Raw genomic sequence first — 24,852 nt, 5'->3', positions numbered from 1 at the left:
ATCAGACGTGAGTCCGCTCGATGTGCGTATCGAGCGTGGCGATCACCGTTCGGAGATCGTCGATCTCGGCTTTCGAGCTGTGTATCGGGCCGCGCCATCGCCCGCGGTAGAGCACGAGCGCGTCGTCGGTAACCTCGTACCCGGTGAGTCGCGACCAGGGGATGACAGTGACGTGTAGCCCGGCTCGCGGTTCGACGACGAGACCGTCGGAAAACGCCGCAAACCCTCGCAGACGGTCGGGGTCCCCCGAGCGCGTCGAGAGCACATTGGCGACGATGAATCCGCCGAGTATCCACGCGGCGTCCGCGGAGACCACGTCCGCGAGCACGCCGACCGCAACGAGCACGCCACCGAAAAAGACGAGTGACTTTCTGCGCTTGATCGCACGGCGAGGTGGGCGAGCAGTCCACTCGACGGTCGGGCTCTCACGCGTACAGATCTCCGCTACGCGGCGGGCGTCCGCGACGATTCGTACGACACCAGCGGGGAGCGCGCCGAGCATCACGACGAGGGCCGTGCCGTCCGAGAGCACTCCCGATTGCGGAACGACCGTCACCCAGTCCTGGGCGGCTTCCACGAGGAAGACGCCGATCGGAACCGCGACGAGCAGATCGTGGATGCGACTCCGCCACAGCCAGTTAGCGGGGTCGATCAGGAACGTCGAGAGGAAGACCGTCCCGACACAGGCCGCAACTGCCGGAGCGGTCACCGCGTTTGCGGTCGACGGACGACCGATCGCGATCGTGAGCGCAGCGAGCACGTCGATCCCGACGGTGACGCCCAGTGCGACAGACAGCAGCCCCCGTGACGGTATCAACCGATCACCGAGACGACGCTGAGCCATGCACATTCCGACGACCAACGTCTGGAAAAAACTGGCTATGGCGTCGTTCGGATTTGGACGGTGTGTCGTGATCGTCGACGGGACGAGACGACCGGTCGCACACCTGGGCTAGAACCGATACGTGTCGACGCCGTCGGGCATGTTCTCGGGGCTGCGCTGGCGCTCCTTGCCGCCACCGCCGACCTGTGCCAGACACTCGACGCAGAGGCCGGTCTCCTCGTCGAAGTCCTCGCTGCAGACCAGTTGGGCGCAGCGCGAACAGGTGTGGTGGACATCCCTCGTGCCGCAGATCTCACAGATGCCGGACACGCTCATGCTAGACGGTAGCAGGCCAAGCCGTATGAACCCTGCGCGGCGCGGACTCTAGTTGTCGGTCGCGTGGGCCGGCAGCGAGAGGCTTACAGTCGTTGCGTCCGAACGGACAGCCGTGCAGCACGACCGGCTCATCACCGGCATCGCGATCGCCCTCGCCGGGTGTGCGATACTGCTGGCGCTCCTCGGGGTGGTCTACAACCCGGCGATCATCTTCGTCGCGCTGGCGCTCGGTGCAGCGGCCTACTTCATGTGGTACCAGACGAGCGGCCGTCTCGCACGGCGCGTCTACCGATCGGTCGAACGGCAGGCGCGGAAAAACGCCGGCGCGTCGGGGAACGGCCAGCGGCGGACGCGCGAGCGCGGCGGCTTCGGTGCCGGGCCGCGGGAGGACTGGGTCCCGCCGGGCGGACGAACCGGCCAGCGAACGCGACGGCAGCGCGGTGGCTTCGGCGGCCAGCGCCGCCAACGCCGGCAGCGACGGCCCCCATCACCGAACGACGGACCGAGCGAAGCGGAGGCCTACAAAGTGCTCGGCCTGGACCCCGGTGCGGACGACGACACCGTCAAACAGGCCTACCGGCAGAAGGTCAAGGAAGTCCATCCGGACACCGACGGCGGTGACGAGGAACAGTTCAAACGCGTCAACCGCGCCTACGAACGACTGACCTAGCGGTCGAGGTACTGGAGCACGCCCACCACGTCCCGGCGCAGCGTCGGACTCTCCCATTCTGGTCGGAGCTCGGTCAGTAGTTCGTCGACGTCGTCACCGACGGCCTCCCGTGCGTCGCGGACGGCCGCGACCCACTCCGGGAGAATCTCGGCGTAGTCGTCCAGTTCAGCGACGGCGTTCCCGCGCTCGCCCGGCCCGAAGTGGCTGTAGAGCGTGCGCGAGGGGTCCAGTTCGCGGAGGCGGTCGACCGTCGCCAGGTTCGCGTCGAGGTCGAAACTCGGCGGCGGTGTCGTCGGCGCGACGCCCGAACCCTCGGGATCGAACGCACCGACGGCGTCGGCCGCGAACAGCATCCCGCTCTCGGGGTCGAGACAGACGAAGTGGTGGGGAGCGTGGCCCGGTGCGTCGTAGATGTCGAGGACGCGATCGCCGAGGTCGATGGTTTCGCCGCCGGAGACGGCGCGACAGCGCGCTTCGGGAATGACGTCCGGGTCGCCGTAGGGGTCCTCGAACCCGATGGCTTCGTTCACGCTCTCGGTGAGTCGGTCGAGGCGGTCGGCGTCGGTCAGGAACGGGTAGCCGCGCTCGTGGACGAGAACGGTCGCGTTCGGGCAGGCCTCGACCAGCGTGCCGGTGCCGGCGGCGTGGTCCAGGTGGACGTGGCTGACCACGACGTACGCGACCGCTGCGGGGTCGATCCCGAGGTCGTCCATCGCGGCCAGGATGCGGTCGGCGCCGTCGGCGGTGCCGGCGTCGAGGATCGCGGGCCGCTCGGCGTCCAGCAGGTAGGTCGCCAGGGCGTTCTCCATCCCGAACAGTCGGTTGTCGACGAGATAGGTGTCGGGACAGCCGGCAACGGGTCGGGGGTCCATAGCGGAGGCTCGGACCGAGGTCACTTATGCGGTTTGAGAGCTACGTCCGGACATGGACGGACTCGGACGCCAGCTGGAACGGGAGGCGATCGACGCGTGACGCCGCCGCTGGTAGTCGACATCGACGGGACGCTCACCGGACCGGACCGCGGGCTCGATCCGCGAACGATGCCGATCCTCAAAGAGTGGGACGCGCCGGTCGTCGTCGCCACCGGGAAGGCCTTCCCGTATCCCGTCGGCCTCTGTGAGTTCCTCGCGATTCCGATCCGAGTGATCGCCGAGAACGGCGGCGTCGTCTACGTCGCCGAGACCGAAACCGTCGTGTTCACCGGCGAACCCGAGGCCGCACAGGCCGTCGCCGAGGAGTTCCAGGCCGCCGGGTACGACCTCGGGTGGGGCCGTGCCGACATGGTGAACCGCTGGCGCGAGACGGAGATCGCCGTGAACCTGGACGCGCCCCTGGAGCCGCTGGAAGCGCTCGCCGCCGATCACGGCCTGGAAGTCGTCGACACCGGCTTCGCCTATCACGTGAAATCGCCCGCTCAGAACAAGGGCAAGGGCCTGAAAGCCGTCGCCCGCGAACTCGGCCGCGACCCCGAAGAGTTCGTCGCCGTCGGCGACTCCGAGAACGACGTCTCGACCTTCGAGGTCGCCGGCCGGGCGATCGCCGTCGCCAACGCCGACGACCGCGCGCTCGCGGCTGCCGACGAAGTCACAGAGGGCGAGTACGGCGAGGGCTTCCTCGAAGCCGTCGACCTGATCGAGGGCGGCCTGGAAGGGTAGTCTTTCGCCGGCCGAGCGGCCGCGGACGATCGGGTCTTCGGGACCCGTGACAACAATACACAAAGGAAAGGAAATCTTTTATTTATGGTGCCCTAAACGCGGTGTATGAGCCCCGACCGGGCCGTCCTCGAACGTGCCATCGAGCGCGGTGAGGAGGAGGGCGGCAGCGTCGAATTCAAAGAGCGGCTCACGAAAGACCTCCACGCACGTGAGGGCCGATTCGAGAGTTTAGCTGCACAGTTACGTCACCGCGTCCTCTCGGGGGAGGGTGAAGCGACCTACGTCGTCGGCGTCACGGACGACGGCGGGATCACCGGGATCGCCCCCGACGCCTTCTCGGAGTCCATGGACGTCCTCTCGTTGCTGGCCGAAGAGGCCGGCGCACACATCGAGGACGTCGAGACCTGGGGCGTCGACGACGGCGGCGCCACTCCGACCGACGGCCAGTCCCCTGCGTCCCGATCGGCCGAGCGCGGCATCGTCGGCGTCGCCACCGTCCGCGAGGGATCGGTGATGGAAGACGACGAGCACATCGTCGTCGGAACCGCCGGCCACGTCGACCACGGCAAGTCCACGCTCGTCGGCTCGCTCGTCACCGGCGAACCGGACGACGGCGAAGGCGGCACGCGATCGTTCCTCGACGTCCAGCCCCACGAAGTCGAGCGCGGGCTGTCCGCGGACCTCTCCTACGGCGTCTACGGGTTCGACGACGACGGCGACGCGATCCGGATGGACAATCCGCATCGGAAGTCCGACCGCGCCCGCGTCGTCGAAGAGGCCACCCGCCTCGTCTCGTTCGTCGATACAGTCGGTCACGAGCCCTGGCTCCGGACGACCATCCGGGGACTGGTCGGCCAGAAACTCGACTACGGCCTGTTGACCGTCGCGGCCGACGACGGCCCGACGAAGACGACGCGCGAACACCTGGGCATCCTGCTCGCCACGGAACTCCCGACGATCGTCGCCATCACCAAGGCGGATCTGGTGGACGACGAGCGGGTCGCAGACGTCGAGCGCGAGGTCGAACGCCTCCTGCGCGAGGTCGACAAGACGCCGCTCCGGGTCGAGCGCCACGGCGTCGACGTGGCCATCGAGGAGATCAGTGAGACCGTCGTCCCCGTCGTCACGACGAGCGCCGTCACGAAGGACGGACTCGACGCGCTCGACGAGTTCTTCGAGCGCCTGCCCAAAACCGCCGGCGCGGAGGCGGACGATTTCACGATGTACGTCGATCGGTCCTACAGCGTCACCGGCGTCGGTGCGGTCGCGTCGGGGACGATCAAGTCCGGCACGGTCGAGGCCGGCGACGAACTCCTGCTCGGCCCCATGCAGGACGGGTCGTTCCGCGAGGTCGAAGTCCGGTCCATCGAGATGCACTACCACCGCGTGGACGAGGCCCGCGCGGGGCGCATCGTCGGCATCGCGCTCAAGGGCGTGGCCGAGGCGGACATCGAACGCGGGATGGTCCTGCTGCCAGCAGACACTGACCCCGAGCCGGTCCGGGAGTTCGAGGCCGAAGTGATGGTCCTGAATCATCCGACGCGTATCGGCGACGGCTACGAACCGGTCGTCCACCTCGAAACGGTCAGCGAGGCCGCCGCGTTCTATCCCGACGACGGGCAACTCCTCCCGGGCGACAACGGGACGACGCGCGTCCGATTCAAGTTCCGGTCGTACTTCGTCGAGGAAGGCCAGAAGTTCGTCTTCCGCGAAGGCCGCTCGAAAGGCGTCGGCAAGGTCGTCGACGTGACGCCGACCTCGTGATCTCGTTTTAGCGCCAGGGAGGGTCCTGCAGGTCCGCCATCGATCGCAGCAGATAGTCCGGTGCCGTCGCTGGTTCGTCACCGTCGGGTCGGAGCAGCGCGGACTTGATACCGGCGGCGTCGGCCCCCCAGACGTCGAAGCGGACGGAGTTCCCGACGTGGACGACGCGGCCCGGCGTCGCGTCGAGGGCGTACAGCGCCTCGTGAAACGGGCCGGGCTCCGGCTTCGGCGTGGTGTCGTACCCGCCGTAGACGATCACGTCGAACGCGTCTTCGACGTCGAGGGCTGCCAGTTTCGGGTCCTGCATCTCCGGTCCGCCGTTGGTGACCAGCGCGAGGTCGTACCGCTCACGAAGCGAGTCGAGCGCGTCGAGCGCGCCGGGCAGCGGTTCCACGTCGCGGTGGTCGCGCATCGACGCGTAGACTGCTGCGAGCCGGCGACCCACGGCCGGGTCGCGGTCGTCGAGTTCCGCGAGCGTGATGAACGCCTGCTCTCGCCGCTCGGCTTTCGTCTCGTCGGTGACGATTTGCGAGAACAGTTGATTCCGGTACGTCTCGGCGGTGAAGAAGGGATCGACGTCCAGCCGGTCGAAGGCGCGGGCGAGCAGCTCCGCGCTGGACTGGCGGTACTCACAGAGGGTCCCGTCCATGTCGAGGAAGACGGCGTCGACCGGATCGGTTGGCATCGGTCATGCTTGCCCGCCCGATTGGGTAAGCGTTTGGCGCCGGTCGCACTCGCGTGGCGACCGCAACAGTCTGTTCAGCACTCGAAAACACTCCGGTAGCAAACCCGCCATCTCGCATTTATTCCGAGCTGTGCATGATCCGGTGAGACATGTCTGAGACGGACCGCTCGGGGAGGCGATACACCAGACGACGCGCGCTACTCGCCGTCGGCACCGGACTCGCCACCGCGCTGGCGGGATGTTCGGACGCGGCACAGTCGACCACGGCAACGCCGTCGCGATCGGCCCCGACCACGACGTCCAGGACGGCGACCACTACCGACTCCCCGTCGACGGGCACCGACACGCAGTTGGCCGAGTCGTCGGAGCAACTCAAAACGCAGTTTCAGTCCGTTCAGGAGGCGACGGCCGAGTACCAGGACACGGAAGCCGCCCGGGCGGACGGGTACGCGGTTCTCGGTCCCTACATGGACGGCATGGGGTGGCACTTCATCAACCAGGGGTACGTCTCCGAGGCCGCGAACACGGGTCTCACGCGGGAGAAACCGCCGTTACTCACGTACGTCCGAACCGGCGACGGACTGGCGCTCGGGTCCATCGAGTACGCAGTCCCCGTCGATGCCGTCGACTCCGAACTGGATCTGTTCGCCGACGAAGGGACGCCGTTCACCGAGACCTGGGGCACGCACCACGCGGCCACGCACGTGTTCGCGACGCCCGACAGCATGCAGCGCGACGCCAACAGCTTCGACCTGGAGACGCTCCTGACGAGCGAGAACTGGTCGGAGTACACCCCGGCGGACGCCTCCCTGTCGCCCGGCGATACGACAACGCTGAACTGGGGGTCGACGACGGGGAAACAAGGCGAGCGAACGATGCGAACCGTCGATTTCGTCATCACCCACCCCGAATTGCGGACCTTACACGTCTGGTTGCACACGGACAATCCGAAGGGCGTCTTCGCAGAGACCAATCCGCGGTTCGCCGACGGCGATGGCGGCCACCATCACGGCGGCGGTGGGGGTCATCATCGAACCACTCATCAGGGTTCCTGAACCCCGAATCGAGGGCTACTGACGCTCCTGCGAGGCGGGCGCGTCGACGTATCCGTCACTCCGTTTTTCAGCTACCCCCAGCAGGGCCGCCCATTCCAGCAACCGACTGGTGCGCTCTCGCCACACCCGCTCCCAGTCGTCGTGTCGATTGCGCTCCCAGGTCGGCACTATCGGTCGAATCTCCGCGAAGGCTTCACCGGCCGTTACCGCGTCCTCGGCGGCCGCGAGCGCGTCCAGGATCTCGCGGGCGCCGAAGACGTGCTCACGGAAGGCGGCCCCGACGGCGTCGGCGGCCGGGTCGGTCTGGACGCGCTCGTACCCGCGCGTCGTCTCGGTCGCCAGGCCGAGCGCGTCGAGGAAGGCGAGCCACTCGCGAGCGTCCTCACGGGTGGTGAGGTCGAGCCGCGACTGGAGGCGGGCACAGCAGTCGTCCGTGCTCCCGGGGACGAGCGGCACGGCGCGATGCGCCGCCGCCAGCGTGTCGCGACCGTCTTCCGGGTCCGGTGCGACCTTGTATCGCATCCTAGAGCTCGAAGCTCTCTGCGAGCCGCTCGTGATTCTGTTCGCCGAGGACGTACGTCGAGCCGCCGACGACGTCGATCGTCACCTGTGCGGGCGCGAACACGTCCTCCGGAACCTCGTAGAAGTCCCAGTCCGCGGCCTCGAAGATGTCGGCGAAGGGCTCGTCGTACTCCTCGGTGGCCGTCGAGGGGACCTCGTCGAAGCGGTCGAACTCGCTGTCGACGGTCACGTGGACCTGTCCGCCGTACGCCAGCGCATCGTTCGTCCGCGCGATAGCCGTCTCCTCGTCGTCGGCGACGGGGGCGACGGGGGCACTGCCGGTCACCGAGAGCACGTCCAGCGGATCGTAGCCGAGTTCTGAGAGCCGGAACACGGCGAGTTCCGCCGCCCGCGCGGCCATCTGTACGGAGCCGGTGATGCTCGCCGCCGAAAAGGCCGGCAGGAAGACGCTCGATTCGGGGACGCCGGTCATCTCTGCGACCTGTTCGGCCACGGCTTCGTCCGGGACGGTTTCGGTCTCCAGTGCCAGCACCGCGAAGTCGAACTCGTCGCGGTACCCGACTCGCTGGTAGACGTCCTCTTCGGCCACGAGCGCGCGGGCGGGGCCGCTGCCCAGCCCCTCGAAGCCGTCGACGCTGACCTCCCAGCCGGCCTTCTGGCCACAGAGCAGCGCCAGCGCCGGGTGGTCGGTCGACAGTTCGACGTGTGTCAGCGGCGCTCCCGCCACGGTGTCGATGGTGGTCTGGACGGACGACAGTCCGGCCGTCTGGATCTCGGCGAGCAGCAGTCCCGCCTCCATCCCGCCGGGAACGTCCACGCCGAAATCGAGTACCGTCGCCTGTCCATCCAGCGGACGGACGGCGACGTTCAGTTCGTCGGCGAAGTCGATCGCCTCGTCGACGAGATCGGTCGCCATCCTGTTGAGACTCTCCATACTCCCCGTTCCGTTCGCCGTCGGTTAAAAACACTCGTCCCGACCCGGTCACTCGTCGTCGGTACTCCGGGCCGGCCGTCCCAGTTCCGCCTCGACTGCCTCGACTTTCTCCTGGGCAGTGGTTTCGCGGGTCCGCTTGTCGTCGACTTTCAGGACCGTCGAGACGCGGTCGGCGTCGACCGCCTCGTGGGCCGCCTGGGCGGCCGCGAACAACTCGGCGCTGTCCGGTGCCTCGATGGTGGTTCCCATCGGCGTCGTCTCGTAGGTGACGTCGAACTCCTCGAGAGCGGCGACGGCCTCGGCGACCTGGCCGGCCATGCTCGCTTCTTGCACTGGTGCGACGCTGAGGAAGCCGATCACGGTCATTCTGCGAGTTTTCGGGCTCCCACCAGATGAACACTCGGAAAGTAGTCTCGTAATGTAAAAAGGAATTTACCATTCACGGCTAAGCGATTTGTAGGAATGACTGACGAAATTACACGACGTGGCACGCTTCGGATCGGTGCGGCGACTGCAGGGTTCGGGGTCACAGGGAGTCTCTCTGGCTGTAGCTCGATTCCGTTTCTCGGCGGTGGCAGCAGTGCGTACGATTCCTGGTTGCCCGAACCCGGCGTGATCGTCGAGGGTACTGACCACTACTCGTTCTCATACAGCGACGTCACGGCGATCCGGAACAACGAGGACAACTTCGACGAGGACGTGTTCGAGGCCTTCGAGCGCTTCGAAGACAGGTTCCCGCTCGACCAGATGAACGTCGACTTCGACGAGGTCAACTCCCAGATCAGCGTCAATGGGTCCAACGGCGTCATCACGGGCAAGTTCAAGAAAGACGACGTCGGGAGCGAACTCGAAGACGCCGACTTCGAGGAAGACGGCGACCACGAAGGGTACACCATATACACGAAACAGGGGTTCCAGGGCGTCGCTGTCAAGAAAAACGAAGTTGTCTACGCCCGGATGAGCTTTTTTTCCGGCGGCGGCGAGCCGAAGGACGTCCTCGAAGCGCTCATCGACACCAAGAAGGGGAACGAAGAGCGCTACGCGAAAGCGGAGGAGGACTTCAAAACGCTCATCGGGAAACTCGGTTCCGGGACGTTCGTCTACGGGGGAACTCAGGAAGAATCCGACGAGACGAACGCGGAAGCGGGTCAGTTCGAGGGGGCCGTCGCGAGTGGGTTCAAACTGACCGTCAACGGCGAGACCTCGAAAGCAAAGCGGGTCGTGGTGTTCAACAGCAAAGACGACGTCGACATGAACGACGTCGAAGACTGGACTGACGGCGATTCCTTCGACGACTACGACAACGTCAACTCCTCGAAGAACGGTCGTGCGGTCGTCGTCACCGCGAAGATCGACACCGACGACTACACCTTGAGCTGACGCCGCCGCTGCTGTTTCTGCCTGATACCCAGTCGGTAAGTGAGCCGGCTGTGACGCTCCGTCCATGACCGACGAGCGACGCGAAGTGACGGCCAACGGCCTGGACTTCGAGTGTCTCACCCGCGGCGACGGGGACCGACTCGCGCTCTGCCTGCACGGTTTTCCCGACGACGCCGGGACCTTCGAACCGCTCATGGGACGCCTCGCCGAGGCCGGGTTCACGGTCGTCGCCCCGTACATGCGCGGGTACGAGCCGACGGGACCGGCCCCGGACGACGACTACAGTGCGACGGCTCTCGGCAGCGACGCCGTCGAACTGGCGACGGCCCTCGACGAGGCGGACGACTACGAGGACGTCGTCCTGATCGGGCACGACTGGGGCGCCGTCGCAGCCTACGCGGCGGCTCGCATGGCTCCCGACCGGTTCGAGCGGATCGTGACGATGGCGGTCCCGCCGCGGTTCGCCGCCGAGATCTGGCACCACCCCCGACAGTTCCTCCGGAGCTGGTACGTCTGGTTCTTCCAGCTCCCGGGGCTCGCCGAGCGAACGCTGCAACGGGACGACTTCGCCCTGATCGAGGTGCTGTGGAACCTCTGGAGTCCCGGCTGGGACTACGACGAGGACCGCATCGACGCCGTCACTGAAACGTTCCGCACTGCGGGCACCGTCGACGCGTCGCTCTCGTACTACCGGCAGTTCGTGAACCCGCTCGTTCGCGACCTGGTCGGCAGCGGGCGTCCCGACCTCGACGACCTCCCGACGATCGACGTCCCGGGGCTGGTGATCGCGGGGGAAAACGACGGGTGTATCGGGGCGGACCTGTTCGCGAACGCGGACGCGGCGTTCGAAGCGGACTGTCGCGTCGTCGAAGTGCGGGACGCCGGCCACTTCATGCACCAGGAACGGCCAGACGTCGTCGGTTCGGAGGTCGCGTCGTTCCTCGCCGACTGACTGACGGCTGGAGTCAGGGGCACCCAGAACCAACAGTTCGCTACCTTTTTGACCGCCCTACGGAAAGCCACGTGCATGCTGACCGTCCGGGCACCGGCGACGAGTGCGAACCTCGGGAGCGGCTTCGACGTCTTCGGCGTCGCACTCGACCGCCCGGCGGACATCGTTCGCGTCGAGAAGGCAGCGAAAACGACGATCGAGGTCACTGGCGTCGGCAGCCAGTACATCCCCGAAGACCCGGAGAAAAACACCGTCGGTGCGGTGGCAGAGGCCCTGGAGGCTCCGGCGCACATCGAGATCGACAAAGGCGTCCGGCCGGCCTCGGGACTCGGGTCTTCGGCCGCCAGTGCGGCCGCGGCCGCCGTCGGCCTCAACGAACTGTACGATCGGGGCTACAGTCGCGAGGAACTCGTCCCCATCGCAGCCAAAGGCGAAGCTGTGGTCTCCGGCGACGCCCACGACGACAACGTCGCGCCGTCGATCATGGGCGGGTTCACCATCGCGACCGACGAGGGCGTCACCAAGGTCGACGCCGACATCCCGCTGGTGGCCTGTCTGCCCGACATCGTCGTCTCGACGCGGGATGCCCGTCGGGTCGTTCCCGAGACCGCACGCGTCGAGCAGCTCGTCGAAACCGTCGGGTGGGCGGCGACGCTGACTTCCGGCATGCACCGTAACGATCCGGAACTCGTCGGCACCGGGATGAACGACACCGTCGTCACGCCGGCCCGGGCCGATCTCATCGACGGCTACGAGCAGGTGAAAGCCGCTGCCCACGCTGCCGGTGCGACCGGCGTGACGATCAGCGGTGCCGGCCCGACCGTCATCGCGGCCTGTCACGAGTCCGACCAGCGGTCCGTCGGCACGGCCATGATGGACGCGTTCGACGAGGTTGGCGTCCAGTCACGGGTCTACCAGACCGAGATCGGCGACGGCGCAACTATTTACTGAGCGGCTCGTGCGTCGGTGACTGATCGCAAAAAATCACACCGCTACCACTGCTGGCGTTCGCCTTCGCTGATCCAGTTGAAGCGACTCTCTGAACTCGACTCCTCGTCGACAGTGGGGTCCTGCCAGGCGATGCAGAGGTTCCCGCCGACGATCCCCACGAGCATGCCGATCACCAGTCCACCGAACGCGCCGATGAGCGAGAGGATCGACATGGCGATGCCGGTGACACCGATGAGCGTGGAGAGATTGGGCTTTACCAGCGCGAAGGCACCACAGGCGATGACCATCGCACCGAAGACGATCCCGAGCGCGGCCTTCGAGGGCCCGGAGGTGGCGGGGATCGTCTGGAGTCGGATCGGAATCGCCGCGATGATCATGCCAGCGAGGATGAGCATCACTCCGCCCGCGAACGGACGGCGAGCGCGCCACCCGGCGAACCCGGGCCGCTCGTGTGGCGGCACGTACTCGACTTTCTCGCCCTCGGCGACCGACTCGGACTCGTCGTCGCTTCCGAACGGCAGGCTGAGGTCCGCGTCTTCGAGAACGAGGCCGTACGTCGTCCCGAGCACCTGCCCGAAGATGACGAAGGCGAGGACGATGAGCGGACTCACCGGCGGAATCAGTCCGGCGAGCGCGCCACCGTAGGCGAGCACGCCGAGCGCGAGGCCGTAGACCAGTCCCATGCTGCCGGCGGTGACCGTGAGTGCCGCACGCGTGATCAGGGGCACCAGGATGGCCTGGGTCGTCTCGCTGCGCCGGGAGAACATGATGACGGTGGTCGTGAAGTCGTTGATCGTCCGCGAGACGTAGGCGACGAACGCCAACCCCAGGACCGCGCTGACCCCCATCCACACGAGGAAGCCGGTGAAGATTCCGTCCTGTCCGACTAGCTCTGCGAGCCTGCTGAACACTGACAGTCCCACGAACGTGAGGATGAACAGCCCGCTCAGCAGTCCCGCGCCGACCGAACCCGTGAGGCCGGCTCGGTACTCCTCGCTCGGCCCGAGTCCCGAGAGGTCGACTTTCTCCATCATCAGCCCGTAGCCGTTCCCCAGGACGTTCCCGTACACGGCGAACGCCAGGAGGCCAGCCAGCCCGGTCTGGGGGACCACGCCGACCGTCCCGAGGGCGACCGCGGCGACCCCGAGGACGAGACCGTAGACCAGTCCCATGCTGCCGGCCGTGACCGTGAGTGCCGCTCGGGTGAGCAGGGGCACGAGGATTTTCTGCGTGGTCTCGCTGCGCCGGGAGAACATGATGACGGTGGTCGTGAAGTCGTTGATCGTCCGCGAGAGGACCCAGGAAAAGGCGACGCCGAAGAGGAGCGCCGCGAGCATGAACACCAGCACGCCGTGCGGGACGGACCGGCTGCCAACGAGCGTGCCGAGCGTCGCCACCGTCTGGGCACCGCCGACCAGATAGAGGACGCCACTCCCGACGAGTCCGCCCCCGACTGCACCCACGAGCGCTGCGGACTGTTCTGTGCCGTCCCCGCTGCCCAGTTCGTACCACTCCGCTTCCAGCAACATCCCGTACACCGTCCCCAGAACTTGCGCGTAGACGATGTACCCGACGATGACCGGGAAGTTCGCCAACGGGAACATCTCGACCGGATGGCCGTTCATCGCGTGGATGATCGGGACGAGCCACGCGAAAAAGCCGAAGCCGAGAATCTGACCGTAGAGGAGACCCATGCTCCCGGCGGTGAGGCCGAGCGCCGACCGGTGAAGCAACGGCACCAGGATCTTCTGGGTGGTCTCACTCTTCCGGGAGATCATGATGATCGTGTTCGTGAACTTGTTGACCCCGCGCGACATGAAGATGGCAAACCCGGCGCCGAACACCAGAGCCAGCCCCATCCAGACGACCCAGCCGGTCGCGACGGTGCTGCCGTCGATGAGCCACGCGAAAAGGAGCATCGCTTCCGCACCGCCAGTCAACTGAATCAGCGCACCGCCCAGCAGTCCCCCAACCACTGAGCCGACGACTGACGCAACCTGCTCATCCCGCCCAAACCGTGATTTCTGATTTACACTCATGGTAACGCACGTTTCGCGCCGCAATTCCCCAGATGCGGTGCTCTCTTGAACTGTACTACTCCGGAACACTAAAAAAGAATTCTGCGACGATTGACCGGTAATTTAAGGGTAGAGGTACGTCCGTCTGATATCTTCCGGCATAAGATACAAGAAATAACTGGTGATATAAATGGCGGAATAATTCCGGGAGAATCTTTATTAAAAATACTGTTGATTTCTTCCTGCTGTCGCAAGTACGGAGGATACAACAATGGCACTACCGTTTCCAACTAACGAGTGGATCGAGGAGTGGGAGGAAGCACTGAGCAACAACGAGGACTATCAGGAATCCAGCGAGGGCTGGGGGGTCGATTTCAACGGGAACTTCATCTTCCATCTGGAAGCCGACGACCGGCTTCCCGAGGACCGGTATTTCTTCATCGGCCTCGAGGACGGTGACGTGTTCGACTGCCGCGAGATCGACGACCCGGAAGCCGTCGACTACGGGTTCATCTACAGTGGCTCGTACGCTGACTGGGTCCGCCTGACCGAAGGTGAAGTCGGGGCCATCGACGGCCTGATGTCCGGCGTCTTCGAACTCGACGGCGACATGCAGAAGGTCCTGCAGTACTCCGACGCCGCCGTCGCGATGGTCGAAACCGCCAGCACCATCGACACGGACTACGAGTACTAGCCACCCACTTTTTACAGATCGGGGTTTCCTCGGCCGACGCCGTCGGCCTGCGGGAACTGCGTGGCTGCGAAGCCGCCACGACATACGGTCGCGGGCCTGCAGCCCGCGACCCGCCCCCGATCTCCAAAACCTTGGGGAAAAACTACCGGACGCTCGTTCCATTCGCGTCCGGAGAACCGCACCACTTCGTGCCGCGGATGCGTCCGCCACCGCCGAGTCGGAATCACGGCCAGCGTGCCTCGACGAGTCGGTGAAGCCCATCTGTTGCAGTTACTGCCGATCATTGACGAGCCGCGGTTCCTCGTCGGCGACGCCGTTCACGTGGAAGCCGCCGGCCTCCTCGCGGCCGAGCAGTTCGCGCTGTGGATACGGGATCTTGATGCCGGCCTCGTCGAGTGCCGCTTTCACCTCACGGACGACCGCTGCGGTCGCCATCGCTCGCTTGGCCGCGCTGGGGTGGTCGATCCAGAACCGACACTCCAGCACGATCGCGGAGTCACCGAACGATTTCGGGACGACCTGGGGCGTGGGGTTCGCCAGGACGTGGTTGATCTCGGTGAGCGTCTCCTCGATAACGGCTTCTGCCCCTTCGACGTCGGCCTCGTAGTCGACGCCAACGTCGACGGAGAGCCGCAGCCGCTCGAAACTGGTCAGGTTCGTGACCGTCGCGTTCGCGACCCGCTCGTTCGGGATGACGATCTCCTGGCCGGACGCGCTGCGAATCCGCGTGTTGATGATCGTGATGTCGGTGACGATCCCCTCGTCGTTGCTGATCTCGACCCAGTCGCCGATCTCGAACGGGCGAGCGAACATCAGCACGAAGCCGGCGATGAACGAGCCGATCGTCGTCCGTGCGGCAGTCCCGATGACGATGCCGAGGAAGCCCGCGCCAACGAGCAGGCCCCCGAGGTTGACGCCCCAGAGCGACAGCGTGACGATCGCGGCCGCGATCAGCACCGTCACCTGCAGCACGCGGAAGACGATCCCCTGCTGGTGTTGGTTCAACGCGTCCGACTCCTCGGCGTACTCCTCGATCGCCGACTCCAGCACGTCGATGCCGATCAGCGTCCCGCCGACGAGACCGATCGTCAGGAGTCCCCGGAGCAGGGTCGGAATCAGGATCGCCATCGTCGCCACGGTCCTGAGCGCCAGGTCCACGAATCCCCAGACGACCATAACAGAGAGGCCCACGGCCAGGAAGATAGCGAACTGGATCGTCCGGACGAACGCCGTCACCGGCAGTTGCCAGTCGAACTCCGGCGGTTCGAACGGCATGCGCTCGTGGCCGAACACTCGGGTTTTCAGCGAGCGATGGACGAGCCTGACGACGCGCGGTGCGAGGACGACGGCCGTCACCGCGGCTGCGAGCGTCAACACGACGGTCGCCGCGACCCGTGCTTCCGTGGACACCACTCCCTCCAGCAAATACCTAAAATCATTTATATATTTGGCGACCATATTCGAATCAGTGACTTCGGAATGAAAAATCCGGGCCTCGGATTATCGTTTCTTGTATTTCGACCGATTATCGACGGCTGGCCGACCGCTTTCCGAGACGGTGTGGTGTCTAATTGTCAGTCGAACGACCGTTCGGCGAACCGTTCGCGGAGTTCCGGGTCCGGCATCGGACACTCGTCTTTGCTCCCGAACACGCGGTACCGGTACTTCGCGACGAGGTCGTAGATGCCGTCTCGAAGCCGTCGCGGGAGATAGACGAGGGGATATAACAGCGGCCACGGGCCGTCGAGTCGCCGCGCGACCCGGAGCGCAGCGGTCGATCTGGTGTACGCCTCGCCGTCTTCGACGAGTACCACGGTGTCGAACGTCTCGTCGTCGGGTTCAAGGTCGTATCGCGCGAGCAGTTCCTCGCCGATGGCTGACTGTAGGGGAGCGAACCGAAACGTGCCCTCGGCGTCGAACCGAACGACGAACCGCACGAAGGAGTTACAGAGGTTGCAAACGCCGTCGAACAGCAAAACAGGTGTGTCGAGGTCGTCGGCGACCGCGGCGGGGTCGCGGGCCGACTCCCCGGACATCGACTCTCAGACGCCCCGGCCCTGGAGTTTCTCTTCCTCGGGCAGGTCCACGTTGGCGTTGCCTTTCATCCCGGAGCCGATGTTCGAGGAGATCTCGGCGAGCGCTTCGGGGTCGTCCCAGTTGTTGACCGCTTCGACGACGGCTTCGCCCATTGCCTCGGGGTCCTCGGCACCGAAGATGCCGGAGCCGACGAAGATGCCGTCGCACTCGTGGTGCATCATCAGCGCGGCGTCGGCGGGCGTCGCGATGCCGCCGGCGGCGAAGTTGACGACCGGCAGCCGCCCCATCTCTGCGGTCTCGTGGACGAGTTCGGCGGGCGCTTCGTTCTCGCGGGCCCACTTCTCGCGTTCCTGGTGGGTCATCCCTTCGAGTTCGCGGATGGCGCCCTTGATGTTGCGCTGGTGGTGGACGGCCTGGTTGACGTCGCCGGTGCCGGCCTCGCCTTTCGTGCGGATCATAGCCGCGCCCTCGTCGATGCGACGCAGGGCCTCACCGAGGTTGCGGGCGCCGCAGACGAACGGTGCGGTGAACTCGCGCTTGTCGATGTGATAGCGGTCGTCGGCGGGCGTCAGCACCTCGCTTTCGTCGACCATGTCGACGCCGATCGCTTCGAGGATCTCCGCCTCCTTCCGGTGGCCGATGCGGGACTTGCCCATCACCGGGATGGAGACTTCGTCGATGATCTCGGCGACGTCCGCGGGGTCGGCCATCCGGGCGACGCCGCCGCGCTTGCGGATGTCGGCGGGGACGGCTTCGAGAGCCATCACCGCGACTGCGCCGACGTCCTCTGCGATACGGGCCTGCTCGGGGTTGACGACGTCCATGATGACCCCGCCCTTCTGCATCTTCGCGAAACCGCGCTTGACCAGCTCGGTTCCGCGCTGTAGATCCTCCAGATCGGTCTCTTCAGGCATATCAGGCGCTTAGGTTTTCATCCACTTAACGCGTGTCCTTTGCCGGACGACGCGACGGCGTTCCCACGTTGTGTCTCGCTGTGTGCGCTCCGGTACCGTTTTGCTACCGCCCGTCGACAACCCGTCCATGTCGGTCACGGATGCGGGCCGCAGACTGGAGCAGTTCATCGCCCGCTACTTCGACGGCCGGCTCCCCGACCGGGAGCCGTTGCCGCGGTACGTCGCGCCGCTGCCCGCCTGGCTGGAAGACGCCGCCCTCCGACTGGCCTGGCCCATCGCGATCGTCAACCTCCTGGGCACCGCGTTCGGGTTCTGGTACTACGGCTTCCAGCCGATCCCGCTCGACACCCCGCTCATCGCTGGCCAGTTCGCCGTCGAACCGCTCGTCGCCTGGCCAGTTGTGCCCGACAGCCCCGTGGCGACGATGTTCATCGGGCTCTCGCTCGTCGCCTGGAAGCTCGATCTCGATCTGGAACTGCTCCACGTCCTGGCGTTTTTCGGCTGTATCAAACTCGGGCTCTGGACGCCGTACGTCCAACTCTACGTTAACGGCCTCGGGGACACGCCGCTGTGGCTGTATCACTTCCTCGTCTGGAGCCACTTCGCGATGGCCGTCGAGGCGTTCATCATCTACCGCTACAGCGCCTTCCCGATCTGGGCGATTGCCGTCGCCACCGGCTGGTACCTGTTCAACGACGTCGTCGACTACTTCATCCCGCTGGTCGGTGAGCCACACCACACCCTGCTCCCGGCTGAAATCGCCGCGGGCTTCAACCACGACCTCGCCGTTCACGACCAGGCCGCTGCCGGTGCGGTGGTGCTGACGGTGCTGGCCGTGTTCCTCGCGATGGCGACGCGAGCGACGAAGGCCGAACTCGGCCACTGACCGAATCGCCCGACCAATTCGTTTCCGCCCTCACTGCGCTCAGGCACGTTGCTCACGGCTTCGCCGCTCGCGTTTACGTTCCCTCGCTGCGCTCGGGAACGCTATCCGCGTGCGCACGCACCCACAACTCCCCGATCCGCGAGAGCCGCGTCCGGTAGGACTTCCCGTGTTCCTCCTGTTCGATGTAGCCTTTCCCCCCGGGGCCGAGGCGGTCGACGTTGTAGATGACCTTCGAGCGGAACGAGTCGGTGTACTCCTCCCCGAGTTCGCGCGCGAGTTCCTGGGCGAGTTCAGAGACGGACTCGAACTCGCCGTGTTCGCCGAGGGTGAAGAGGATGATCTCCTCGAAGGGCTTGACGTTCGAGAAGGAAGCGACCGGAAGTTCGACGATGTGACTCCCGCCGATCTCCTTCGCGCCGATGGTCGTCCCGCGCTCGTCGAACTCGTCGAGCAGATCCTGGGCGCTCTCCAGGCGCTCGGTGACCCGGTCGTCGTCGACGCCGCCGTCCCGGAGGTCCGACAGGAGGTCGATCTGGCGGCGCAGTTCCTCGGCCAGTTCGGTTTCGAGGTACTTCTCGGGGACCGTGTAGTAGGTGTGGATGCGGTCGCGGTCCTCCTGGCGCTCGACCATGATCGAGTGGGCCGCCGTCGCGAAAGCGAACGACACCGTCCGGGGCATCGCCGAGATGTTCACCCAGACCCCCTCGATCTCCGTGTCGTTCCCGTCCCCCTCGCGCCCGCGGTCGAGTTCAGCCATGATGAGCGCGTACGCCTGCTCGAAGGCCGCGTCGTAGTCGTAGACGTCCTCGACGACGACCCGTTCGGTCTGGGCACCGAGCAGGTTCGTGAAGTCCTTCTCCAGCTTCTCGGCCAAGTTCCGCGAGTACTCGACGTTGGCCTCGCTGCCCACCGCCCCCTCCAGTAAGATCACGCGGTCGACGTCCAGTTGCTCCCGGACGAGCGGCGCGATGAGCCGGTCGTAGTCGAAGCCGACCGGCACGATGTGTGTCTGCATGGGTTCCAGTAGTTAGGACGCACTGTTAAGCGTTCGAGTTCTCACCCCACTCGAACCGCGCACGTGGCCGGAAAAAACGCTCGAAACCGCTGGCGCTCAGTCTGCCGACTGGTAGTTGTCCGCGTTCCCGACGGGGTCGGACTCAATGAGGTGGTCGTAGGGATGCGGTGACCGAAGGAACGCGATGACGCTCCACATGAGCCCCGTCAGGAGCGAGCCGGCTGCAGACATCGTCATTCCCAGCGAGAGGAACGTCGTCCCGTAGATGATGCCGATCGTGGCCGACGGCAGCGAGGTCCCCAGGGGAACGTTCGCCATCTGATCCCGCAGAGTCGGGACCAGGACGATCAGTGAGAACACGCTCCCGCCGAGAAAGATCAGGTCCTGCCACATCATTGTTCCAACTCCGCGTTTTCGAGGTGTTCAGAAGTGGTTCCAGTCATTACTCTTCTCGACGCCGCTGAGTTAAATAAGCTTTACTTACTATCGAGTAAAAACTATCGTGAGGGTCCACGGAGTACCATGGGTACGTCCCCCACGAACGTCGGAACTCACGCTGCCGATCCGGGAGGAGATACGGTCGGATTACCCGCCCGATGGGGGTCTGGTGGGTTACTCGAGGCCACTCGATCGGACAGAAATCTAGCGATACTCGCGAATAAGACGGCCCTAGATCGGCGAACGGCGGCCGAGAACGGGGAGACGCTCAGTACAGCCGGGTCCCGTCGGGCACGTCCCGTTCCGGTTGCAGGTGAACCACGTCGCCGTTCTCGTCGTCGACGCCCGTGACGAGACACTGGCTCTCGAAGCCGGCGATGGTCACCGTGCCCAGGTTCACGACGGCGAGGACCTGCCGCCCTTCGAGTTCGTCTTCGGTGTAGTTGCCCGTGAGGCCGGCCGCGGACTGGCGGACCTCCAAGCCGAAATCCACTTCGAGTTTGTACACGTCCTTGCGCGCCTCCGGGAAGTCCGCCACGGAGACGACGGTGCCGATGCGCATCTCCACGTCTTCGAGGAACGTCGCGGGGTCGATGTCGTCTGCTTCGATTCCCATGGCAGTCACCATCTCGCGACCGGGAAGTATCCTGCGGGTCGCTGTCGTTCGTGAGATCCCCGACGAAGTACCAGGCGATTCGGCAGTAGGTATATGGACCCGTCGTCACCTACGTCACACTGTATCCATGGATTCGCTCATGGACACGTCATCACATCATTCACGCCCCTCAGCGGGGCAGTTCATTACCAATGCAGGATTCAGCAAAATACCTCATTCACGCGGACATCAAGACGGACGGGGTGGTAGAGCGGAGTGACGTCGTCGGTGCGATCTTCGGCCAGACCGAGGGCTTACTCGGTGATGACCTCGACTTGCGGGACCTCCAACAGTCCTCGAAGGTCGGGCGAATCGACGTCCAGATCCGCTCGGAGAACGGCCAGTCGTTCGGCGAGGTGACCATTGCCAGCGGCCTCGACAAGATCGAGACCGCGATCCTGGCGGCGGCCCTGGAAACCATCGACCGGGTCGGCCCCTGTCGCTCGGACTTCGAAGTGACGAAACTGGAGGACGTGCGTGCGGCCAAGCGCCGCGAAGTCGTCGACCGGGCCACCGATCTGCTCTCGTCGTTCGAAGACGACGTCATGAGCAGTGAGGACCTGGTCGAGGAAGTCCGCCAGGAGGTTCGCGTCGCGGACATCACCGAGTACGAAGGGCTCCCGGCAGGCCCCCGCGTCGCCGACAGCGACGCGATCATCGTCGTCGAGGGTCGCGCGGACGTGCTCCAACTGCTCCAGTACGGGATCAAGAACGCCATCGCCGTCGAGGGGACGAACGTCCCCGACGCGGTCGCCGGACTCACCCGTGAGCGGACGGTTACGGCGTTCCTCGACGGTGACCGCGGCGGCGATCTGATCCTCAAAGAGCTCCGACAGGTCGGCAACATCGACTACGCGGCGTTCGCTCCGGAAGGCCGGTCCGTCGAGGACCTCTCGCGTGACGAGATCATGTCCGGGCTCAGGGAGAAAGTTCCCTTCGAGGTCGTCGCAGACGCGAGCACGCCCCACGAACTGGCCGCCGCGACCGACGGGAGTACGCGTCCGGCCCCGCCCGAAGCCACCGGCGAGCAACCGGCAGCTGACGCGCCGTCACACCCTGACGGCCCCGACGAGCGCGTCGACGCACCGTCGTGTGAACCCGAGGCGACGACGGCCGAAGAGCCACAGACTGACCGGGCCGAGGTCGGTACCGGTGCCGACGATGCGGATAGCACCGACGACACTGAACAGTCACCCGCCGATACCGCGGCGGCGAACGACGACACAGCGGATGACCCAGCAGCGACTGGCGTGGGTCCCGGAACGCCGGACGAGCCAGAAACTATCGCCGGACACGTCCACGCCGTCATCGGAAAGGAGTCGGAGTCGGTCGTCCTGCTCGACAGCGAGTTCGGGCGCGTGGGCGTGGCGCCTGCCAGCGACGCGTTCGACGCGATCGCCGACTCGGAGCAGGTGCCGGCGGCCGTGATTCTCGACGGCGAACTGACCCAGCGGGTCCTGGACGTGGCGGCACAGCGGGGCGTCGAACAGGTAGTCGCGCAGCGCGAGGGACAGTACGTCAAGAAACCGACGAACGTGCGCGTCCGGACGGCAGACCAGTTCGAAATCGAAGCCAACGCCTAGAGCGAGCGAACGAGCTGCAGGCCGTCCCCGGACTCGTAGTGGTGTGGCAGGAGTGACCGCACCCGGAACCCTTGCGAGTCGTAGAACGACCGCGCGACCTCGTCGCCCATTTTCACGGTGAGTCGAAGCGCCTCGAACCCCTCGTCAGCGAGTCGCCGGCAGAGCGCGTCCATGAGCGCCGACCCCCGCCCCGATCGGCGATAGCCCGCGGCGACGGCGAACTCCGCCAGGTAGGCGCAGTCCCCTTCGGGAATCGCCACGGCGTAACCGACCGGTTCGTCGCCAGGTCGTCGGGCAGCTCCGGGCTCGGTCGTCGATCCGTCGGCAGTCGAGTCCGGGGTTGCCGTGGTCACGAGGACGATGGGCGGCCCCTCGATGGCCGGGTCCAGCAGCTCCGGCCACGGTTCGTCGAGCGCAGCCAGCTGGATGGCGCGTATTCGTGAGCGGTCCTGGGGCGTCGCGTCTCGGATCATAGCAGCCCGGCGCCGACGGCGAAGAGGCCCCCGGCGATGGCGGCGACGAGCGTCGCCAGGAAGTTGACGCCCTGGTTCCCGACGTAGGGGCCTTCGATCGTCGCTCCGAGCAGGCTGTCGGCCGTCATCCCGACGACGCCTGCCCCGGCGATCACGGCGAAGCCGAGGACGCTGACTTCGTCGAACATCGCCAGCGCGATCGCCGCGATGAGCGTCGCCCCGGCCAGTCCCGCGAGCTCTCCCTGCCACGTGATCGCCCCGTCGGTCCCGGGGTCCACGCGCCGAAAGGTCGTGATCAGCCGCGGGTTGTCGAACAGGCCGCCGATCTCCGAGGAGAGCGTGTCGCTCATCGCGGCAGCGATCGAGCCCGCGAAGGCAAACAGGAAAATCTCCGGTGCGACCGGAATGTGTGTCGGGCTTGCCGCCGCGCCGATGACCGCGACGAGCGCCGTCGTCGAGTTCGCCAACACGTTCCCGCTCCCGCGTGCACCTTCGTTCTCCTCGGCGATCCCGCGCGTCTGTTTTTCCTCGTAGCGGAACTTCGTCGAGAGGCCGCCCACGCCGAAGAAGGTGATGAGCATCGCGAACCAGCCGTAATCCCCGAGCACGATCGTCAACAGGCCCAGGAAGACGCCGGTCAACATGCCCGGCAGCGACGCGGTCTCCAGCGCGTAGGAGACGTATCCCAGGCCGACGGTCACGCCGAGCGCGACGGCGATGCGCGTCGTCGTCACCGACACCGCGAGATCGGCGAACAGCCACAGCAAAAGCGCCACCGAGAACATCACGAGCGGATCGTCGCGCGGGAACAGCACTGTGCGCAACAGCGAGGCCAGCAGTGCACCGCTCGCAGCGAAAAACAGGACCGTCGGAATCGACAGCGAGGTGTCTGTCAGCGCCAGCGACGAGAGCTGTGCGCCCGTCCCGACCAGGAACCCGCCGGCGACGAAGCCGGCGGTCGCGACGATGTCTTCGCTCGTCACCGTCCTGACGAGCTGCTCGGCGAGATTGCCGTACGCGAGGATGAACACGGCGCCGATGAAGACGTTCATCGACAGCCCGAACTGCAGCGAGAGGAGCGCCAACCCGGCGACCGCCAGCGAGAACCCAGCGAGCCCGTACAGACGGCCGTCTCGTCGGTCTCCCGGACGGGCGAACGTCTCGAACAGGACCCCGTCGTCGATGACGTACAGCGCCAGGATGGCGAGGAGAATAAACGGGGCCGGCCCGGCGACCGTCGCGACGGGCGTCGGGGTGGCACGGCTCACGAACGGGACGAGTAGCGCCAGGGTTCCGACCAGCGCGAACGCGCCCGCTCGCCGGACTGTCGACGTCACGTGCCGGGGTACCCGCGAGAACCACTTAAACCACCACCTTTTTTCTTCGGAGGGTCGCCTCCGGCGACCCCCACTCGAAAAAATCTGGACCAAAAAAGCGCGAGCGGCTATGCCGCTCGCGTACAATTTCCTACACAGAACAGTACAGCTTCCGCAACTGTACAGCACTGCACAACTTCCGTCCCCGCACGGCACCCCACACGCAGAGCCGTGACCTTCATTGCTACTGGTCGAAAAAGCAACAGTCGTGGGTATCTACGACCGATATCTCGCCGCTCGCACCCAGTGGGCAGCGGAGGCCACGCCGGACAACGTCGCAGTCGTCATCACCGAGCGTGACCTCCTGGAACAGGGTGCCTACGACACGCTGGAGGCGTTTTTCGGGTGGGCCTTCGAGTACGGCGCCGAACGGGTGATGGTCTACGTGAGCGTCCTGGACGAGGGGGCAGTCCCGACCTTGCGGCGGTCGCTGGAGGACGTGACTGCGCCGCGCGAGATGGCCGTCCGCGGTCCCGAAGACGAACGCCGGGCCGACACGCCGATCCAGATTTCGATCGGACTGGGCGGGAAACACGAGTTCGCGACCGCCGTGCAGGGCGTCGCCGAGGAGGTCGACGCCACAGAGCTCGATCCCGAGGACATCGACGAGGCGGACATCGAGAAACGGCTCGTCTTCCCGACCGATCCCGATCTGGTCATCAAGACCGGTGCCGAGCGACTCTCCGATTTCATGATCTGGCAGTCCGTCTACTCGGAACTGTACTTCACGGACGTGAACTGGCGCAACTTCCGAGAGCGGGATTACATCCGCGCGATTCGGGACTTTCAGGATCGTCAGCGGCGGTTTGGTCGCTGACGGAAGGAAGCGACCAAACGCCGAGAGACGAACAGAGCGAGTCTCTCGGAAGTTCGGCCGGTAGGCCGAAGCACGTCACGTGCGGCTTGACGTGACGGCGGTTTGGTCGCTGACGGAAGGAAGCGACCAAACGCCGAGAGACGAACAGAGCGAGTCTCTCGGAAGTTCGGCCGGTAGGCCGAAGCACGTCACGTGCGGCTTGACGTGACGGCGGTTTGG

27 protein-coding genes are annotated in these 24,852 nt (G+C 65.7%); 11 read left to right on the top strand and 16 right to left on the bottom strand.

The window, feature by feature from the left end:
* Position 1: 1 nt before the first annotated feature.
* Both MU553_RS08310 and MU553_RS08305 read right to left on the bottom strand, forming a co-directional pair.
* A complete protein-coding gene (locus tag MU553_RS08310) occupies positions 2 to 844 on the bottom strand; it encodes a hypothetical protein (protein ID WP_247377627.1) in 843 nt (280 codons plus the stop codon).
* A gap of 108 nt (positions 845 to 952) precedes the next feature.
* Positions 953 to 1,159: a hypothetical protein gene (locus MU553_RS08305; RefSeq protein WP_247377625.1), complete on the bottom strand. Its 207-nt coding sequence runs from the start codon at positions 1,157 to 1,159 to the stop codon at positions 953 to 955.
* A gap of 112 nt (positions 1,160 to 1,271) precedes the next feature.
* On the opposite strand from MU553_RS08305, the gene MU553_RS08300 reads away from it, so the two are divergent.
* Positions 1,272 to 1,829: a J domain-containing protein gene (locus tag MU553_RS08300; protein WP_247377623.1), complete on the top strand. Its 558-nt coding sequence runs from the start codon at positions 1,272 to 1,274 to the stop codon at positions 1,827 to 1,829.
* Here the strand turns inward: MU553_RS08300 and MU553_RS08295 are convergent.
* Positions 1,826 to 2,701, bottom strand: a complete 876-nt coding sequence (locus MU553_RS08295; protein WP_247377621.1) for an MBL fold metallo-hydrolase — start codon at positions 2,699 to 2,701, stop codon at positions 1,826 to 1,828. The genes MU553_RS08300 and MU553_RS08295 overlap by 4 nt on opposite strands.
* Before the next feature lie 96 nt (positions 2,702 to 2,797).
* Between MU553_RS08295 and MU553_RS08290 the strand changes: the two genes are divergently transcribed.
* Entirely contained in the window at positions 2,798 to 3,484 is a 687-nt protein-coding gene (locus MU553_RS08290) for a phosphoglycolate phosphatase (RefSeq protein ID WP_247377619.1), read from the top strand.
* A gap of 105 nt (positions 3,485 to 3,589) precedes the next feature.
* Positions 3,590 to 5,248, top strand: a complete 1,659-nt coding sequence (locus MU553_RS08285; RefSeq protein WP_247377616.1) for a GTPBP1 family GTP-binding protein — start codon at positions 3,590 to 3,592, stop codon at positions 5,246 to 5,248.
* Between the two features lie 7 nt (positions 5,249 to 5,255).
* Here the strand turns inward: MU553_RS08285 and MU553_RS08280 are convergent, their stop codons facing one another.
* The gene (locus tag MU553_RS08280; RefSeq protein WP_247377614.1) at positions 5,256 to 5,933 is read right to left on the bottom strand and encodes an HAD family hydrolase; all 678 of its coding nucleotides are present in this window, start codon (positions 5,931 to 5,933) and stop codon (positions 5,256 to 5,258) included.
* A gap of 149 nt (positions 5,934 to 6,082) precedes the next feature.
* Here MU553_RS08280 and MU553_RS08275 point away from each other — a divergent pair, with 149 nt between their 5' ends.
* The gene (locus tag MU553_RS08275) at positions 6,083 to 6,988 is read left to right on the top strand and encodes a hypothetical protein (protein ID WP_247377612.1); all 906 of its coding nucleotides are present in this window, start codon (positions 6,083 to 6,085) and stop codon (positions 6,986 to 6,988) included.
* Between the two features lie 15 nt (positions 6,989 to 7,003).
* Here the strand turns inward: MU553_RS08275 and MU553_RS08270 are convergent, their stop codons facing one another.
* The 3 genes from MU553_RS08270 to MU553_RS08260 are packed head-to-tail and all read right to left on the bottom strand — an operon-like array spanning position 7,004 to position 8,810.
* Positions 7,004 to 7,510 carry a double winged helix-containing putative transcriptional regulator gene (locus tag MU553_RS08270; protein ID WP_247377609.1) on the bottom strand — a complete coding sequence of 169 codons (507 nt, stop codon included), beginning with the start codon at positions 7,508 to 7,510 and terminating at the stop codon, positions 7,004 to 7,006.
* 1 nt (position 7,511) lies between these two features.
* Entirely contained in the window at positions 7,512 to 8,444 is a 933-nt protein-coding gene (gene mch / locus MU553_RS08265) for a methenyltetrahydromethanopterin cyclohydrolase (RefSeq protein WP_247377607.1), read from the bottom strand.
* Between the two features lie 48 nt (positions 8,445 to 8,492).
* A complete protein-coding gene (locus MU553_RS08260) occupies positions 8,493 to 8,810 on the bottom strand; it encodes an MTH1187 family thiamine-binding protein (protein WP_247377605.1) in 318 nt (105 codons plus the stop codon).
* A gap of 96 nt (positions 8,811 to 8,906) precedes the next feature.
* Between MU553_RS08260 and MU553_RS08255 the strand changes: the two genes are divergently transcribed.
* The 3 genes from MU553_RS08255 to MU553_RS08245 all read left to right on the top strand — a co-directional run bounded on the left by MU553_RS08255 (position 8,907) and on the right by MU553_RS08245 (position 11,727).
* Positions 8,907 to 9,824 carry a hypothetical protein gene (locus MU553_RS08255; RefSeq protein WP_247377602.1) on the top strand — a complete coding sequence of 306 codons (918 nt, stop codon included), beginning with the start codon at positions 8,907 to 8,909 and terminating at the stop codon, positions 9,822 to 9,824.
* A 64-nt stretch (positions 9,825 to 9,888) separates the two neighbouring features.
* On the top strand, positions 9,889 to 10,776 hold the full coding sequence (locus tag MU553_RS08250) for an alpha/beta fold hydrolase (RefSeq protein WP_247377601.1): 888 nt from the start codon (positions 9,889 to 9,891) through the stop codon (positions 10,774 to 10,776).
* 75 nt (positions 10,777 to 10,851) lie between these two features.
* Positions 10,852 to 11,727 (top strand): homoserine kinase, encoded by an 876-nt coding sequence (locus MU553_RS08245; protein ID WP_247377599.1) that lies wholly within the window; start codon positions 10,852 to 10,854, stop codon positions 11,725 to 11,727.
* Positions 11,728 to 11,768: 41 nt separating this feature from the next.
* On the opposite strand, the gene MU553_RS23755 is transcribed toward MU553_RS08245, so the two are convergent.
* Complete coding sequence (locus MU553_RS23755; RefSeq protein ID WP_247377597.1) at positions 11,769 to 13,703, bottom strand: DUF6114 domain-containing protein; 1,935 nt, start codon at positions 13,701 to 13,703, stop codon at positions 11,769 to 11,771.
* Positions 13,704 to 14,016: 313 nt separating this feature from the next.
* Here MU553_RS23755 and MU553_RS08235 point away from each other — a divergent pair, with 313 nt between their 5' ends.
* Complete coding sequence (locus tag MU553_RS08235) at positions 14,017 to 14,439, top strand: SCP2 sterol-binding domain-containing protein (RefSeq protein ID WP_247377595.1); 423 nt, start codon at positions 14,017 to 14,019, stop codon at positions 14,437 to 14,439.
* 270 nt (positions 14,440 to 14,709) lie between these two features.
* On the opposite strand, the gene MU553_RS08230 is transcribed toward MU553_RS08235, so the two are convergent.
* From MU553_RS08230 to pdxS, 3 genes are all read right to left on the bottom strand, one after another.
* Positions 14,710 to 15,897, bottom strand: coding sequence for a mechanosensitive ion channel family protein (locus tag MU553_RS08230; RefSeq protein ID WP_282594255.1), 1,188 nt, complete (start codon positions 15,895 to 15,897; stop codon positions 14,710 to 14,712).
* A gap of 116 nt (positions 15,898 to 16,013) precedes the next feature.
* The gene (locus MU553_RS08225; RefSeq protein WP_247377593.1) at positions 16,014 to 16,475 is read right to left on the bottom strand and encodes a thiol-disulfide oxidoreductase DCC family protein; all 462 of its coding nucleotides are present in this window, start codon (positions 16,473 to 16,475) and stop codon (positions 16,014 to 16,016) included.
* Positions 16,476 to 16,481: 6 nt separating this feature from the next.
* Complete coding sequence (pdxS, locus tag MU553_RS08220; protein WP_247377592.1) at positions 16,482 to 17,390, bottom strand: pyridoxal 5'-phosphate synthase lyase subunit PdxS; 909 nt, start codon at positions 17,388 to 17,390, stop codon at positions 16,482 to 16,484.
* 127 nt (positions 17,391 to 17,517) lie between these two features.
* On the opposite strand from pdxS, the gene MU553_RS08215 reads away from it, so the two are divergent.
* Entirely contained in the window at positions 17,518 to 18,276 is a 759-nt protein-coding gene (locus MU553_RS08215; RefSeq protein WP_247377591.1) for a DUF1405 domain-containing protein, read from the top strand.
* Between the two features lie 73 nt (positions 18,277 to 18,349).
* On the opposite strand, the gene MU553_RS08210 is transcribed toward MU553_RS08215, so the two are convergent.
* The 3 genes from MU553_RS08210 to MU553_RS08200 all read right to left on the bottom strand — a co-directional run bounded on the left by MU553_RS08210 (position 18,350) and on the right by MU553_RS08200 (position 20,345).
* The gene (locus tag MU553_RS08210) at positions 18,350 to 19,291 is read right to left on the bottom strand and encodes an HFX_2341 family transcriptional regulator (protein WP_247377590.1); all 942 of its coding nucleotides are present in this window, start codon (positions 19,289 to 19,291) and stop codon (positions 18,350 to 18,352) included.
* A 96-nt stretch (positions 19,292 to 19,387) separates the two neighbouring features.
* The gene (locus tag MU553_RS08205) at positions 19,388 to 19,687 is read right to left on the bottom strand and encodes a hypothetical protein (protein ID WP_247377589.1); all 300 of its coding nucleotides are present in this window, start codon (positions 19,685 to 19,687) and stop codon (positions 19,388 to 19,390) included.
* A gap of 310 nt (positions 19,688 to 19,997) precedes the next feature.
* Positions 19,998 to 20,345 (bottom strand): tRNA-binding protein, encoded by a 348-nt coding sequence (locus tag MU553_RS08200; RefSeq protein WP_247377588.1) that lies wholly within the window; start codon positions 20,343 to 20,345, stop codon positions 19,998 to 20,000.
* Between the two features lie 191 nt (positions 20,346 to 20,536).
* Here MU553_RS08200 and dnaG point away from each other — a divergent pair, with 191 nt between their 5' ends.
* Positions 20,537 to 21,967, top strand: coding sequence for a DNA primase DnaG (gene dnaG / locus MU553_RS08195; protein ID WP_247377587.1), 1,431 nt, complete (start codon positions 20,537 to 20,539; stop codon positions 21,965 to 21,967).
* Here dnaG and MU553_RS08190 read toward each other — a convergent pair.
* The gene (locus MU553_RS08190) at positions 21,964 to 22,440 is read right to left on the bottom strand and encodes a GNAT family N-acetyltransferase (RefSeq protein WP_247377586.1); all 477 of its coding nucleotides are present in this window, start codon (positions 22,438 to 22,440) and stop codon (positions 21,964 to 21,966) included. The two genes, dnaG and MU553_RS08190, sit on opposite strands and share 4 nt — an antisense overlap.
* Positions 22,437 to 23,777 (bottom strand): DUF92 domain-containing protein, encoded by a 1,341-nt coding sequence (locus tag MU553_RS08185; protein WP_247377585.1) that lies wholly within the window; start codon positions 23,775 to 23,777, stop codon positions 22,437 to 22,439. The genes MU553_RS08190 and MU553_RS08185 overlap by 4 nt, the downstream gene beginning before the upstream one ends.
* Before the next feature lie 247 nt (positions 23,778 to 24,024).
* Here MU553_RS08185 and MU553_RS08180 point away from each other — a divergent pair, with 247 nt between their 5' ends.
* Positions 24,025 to 24,633: an undecaprenyl diphosphate synthase family protein gene (locus MU553_RS08180; RefSeq protein WP_247377583.1), complete on the top strand. Its 609-nt coding sequence runs from the start codon at positions 24,025 to 24,027 to the stop codon at positions 24,631 to 24,633.
* Positions 24,634 to 24,852: the final 219 nt, after the last annotated feature.

This window comes from Halorientalis brevis (assembly GCF_023077655.1).
The sequence above is the reverse complement of the archived record's forward strand: the minus strand, read 5'-3'. Positions and strand labels throughout refer to the sequence as shown.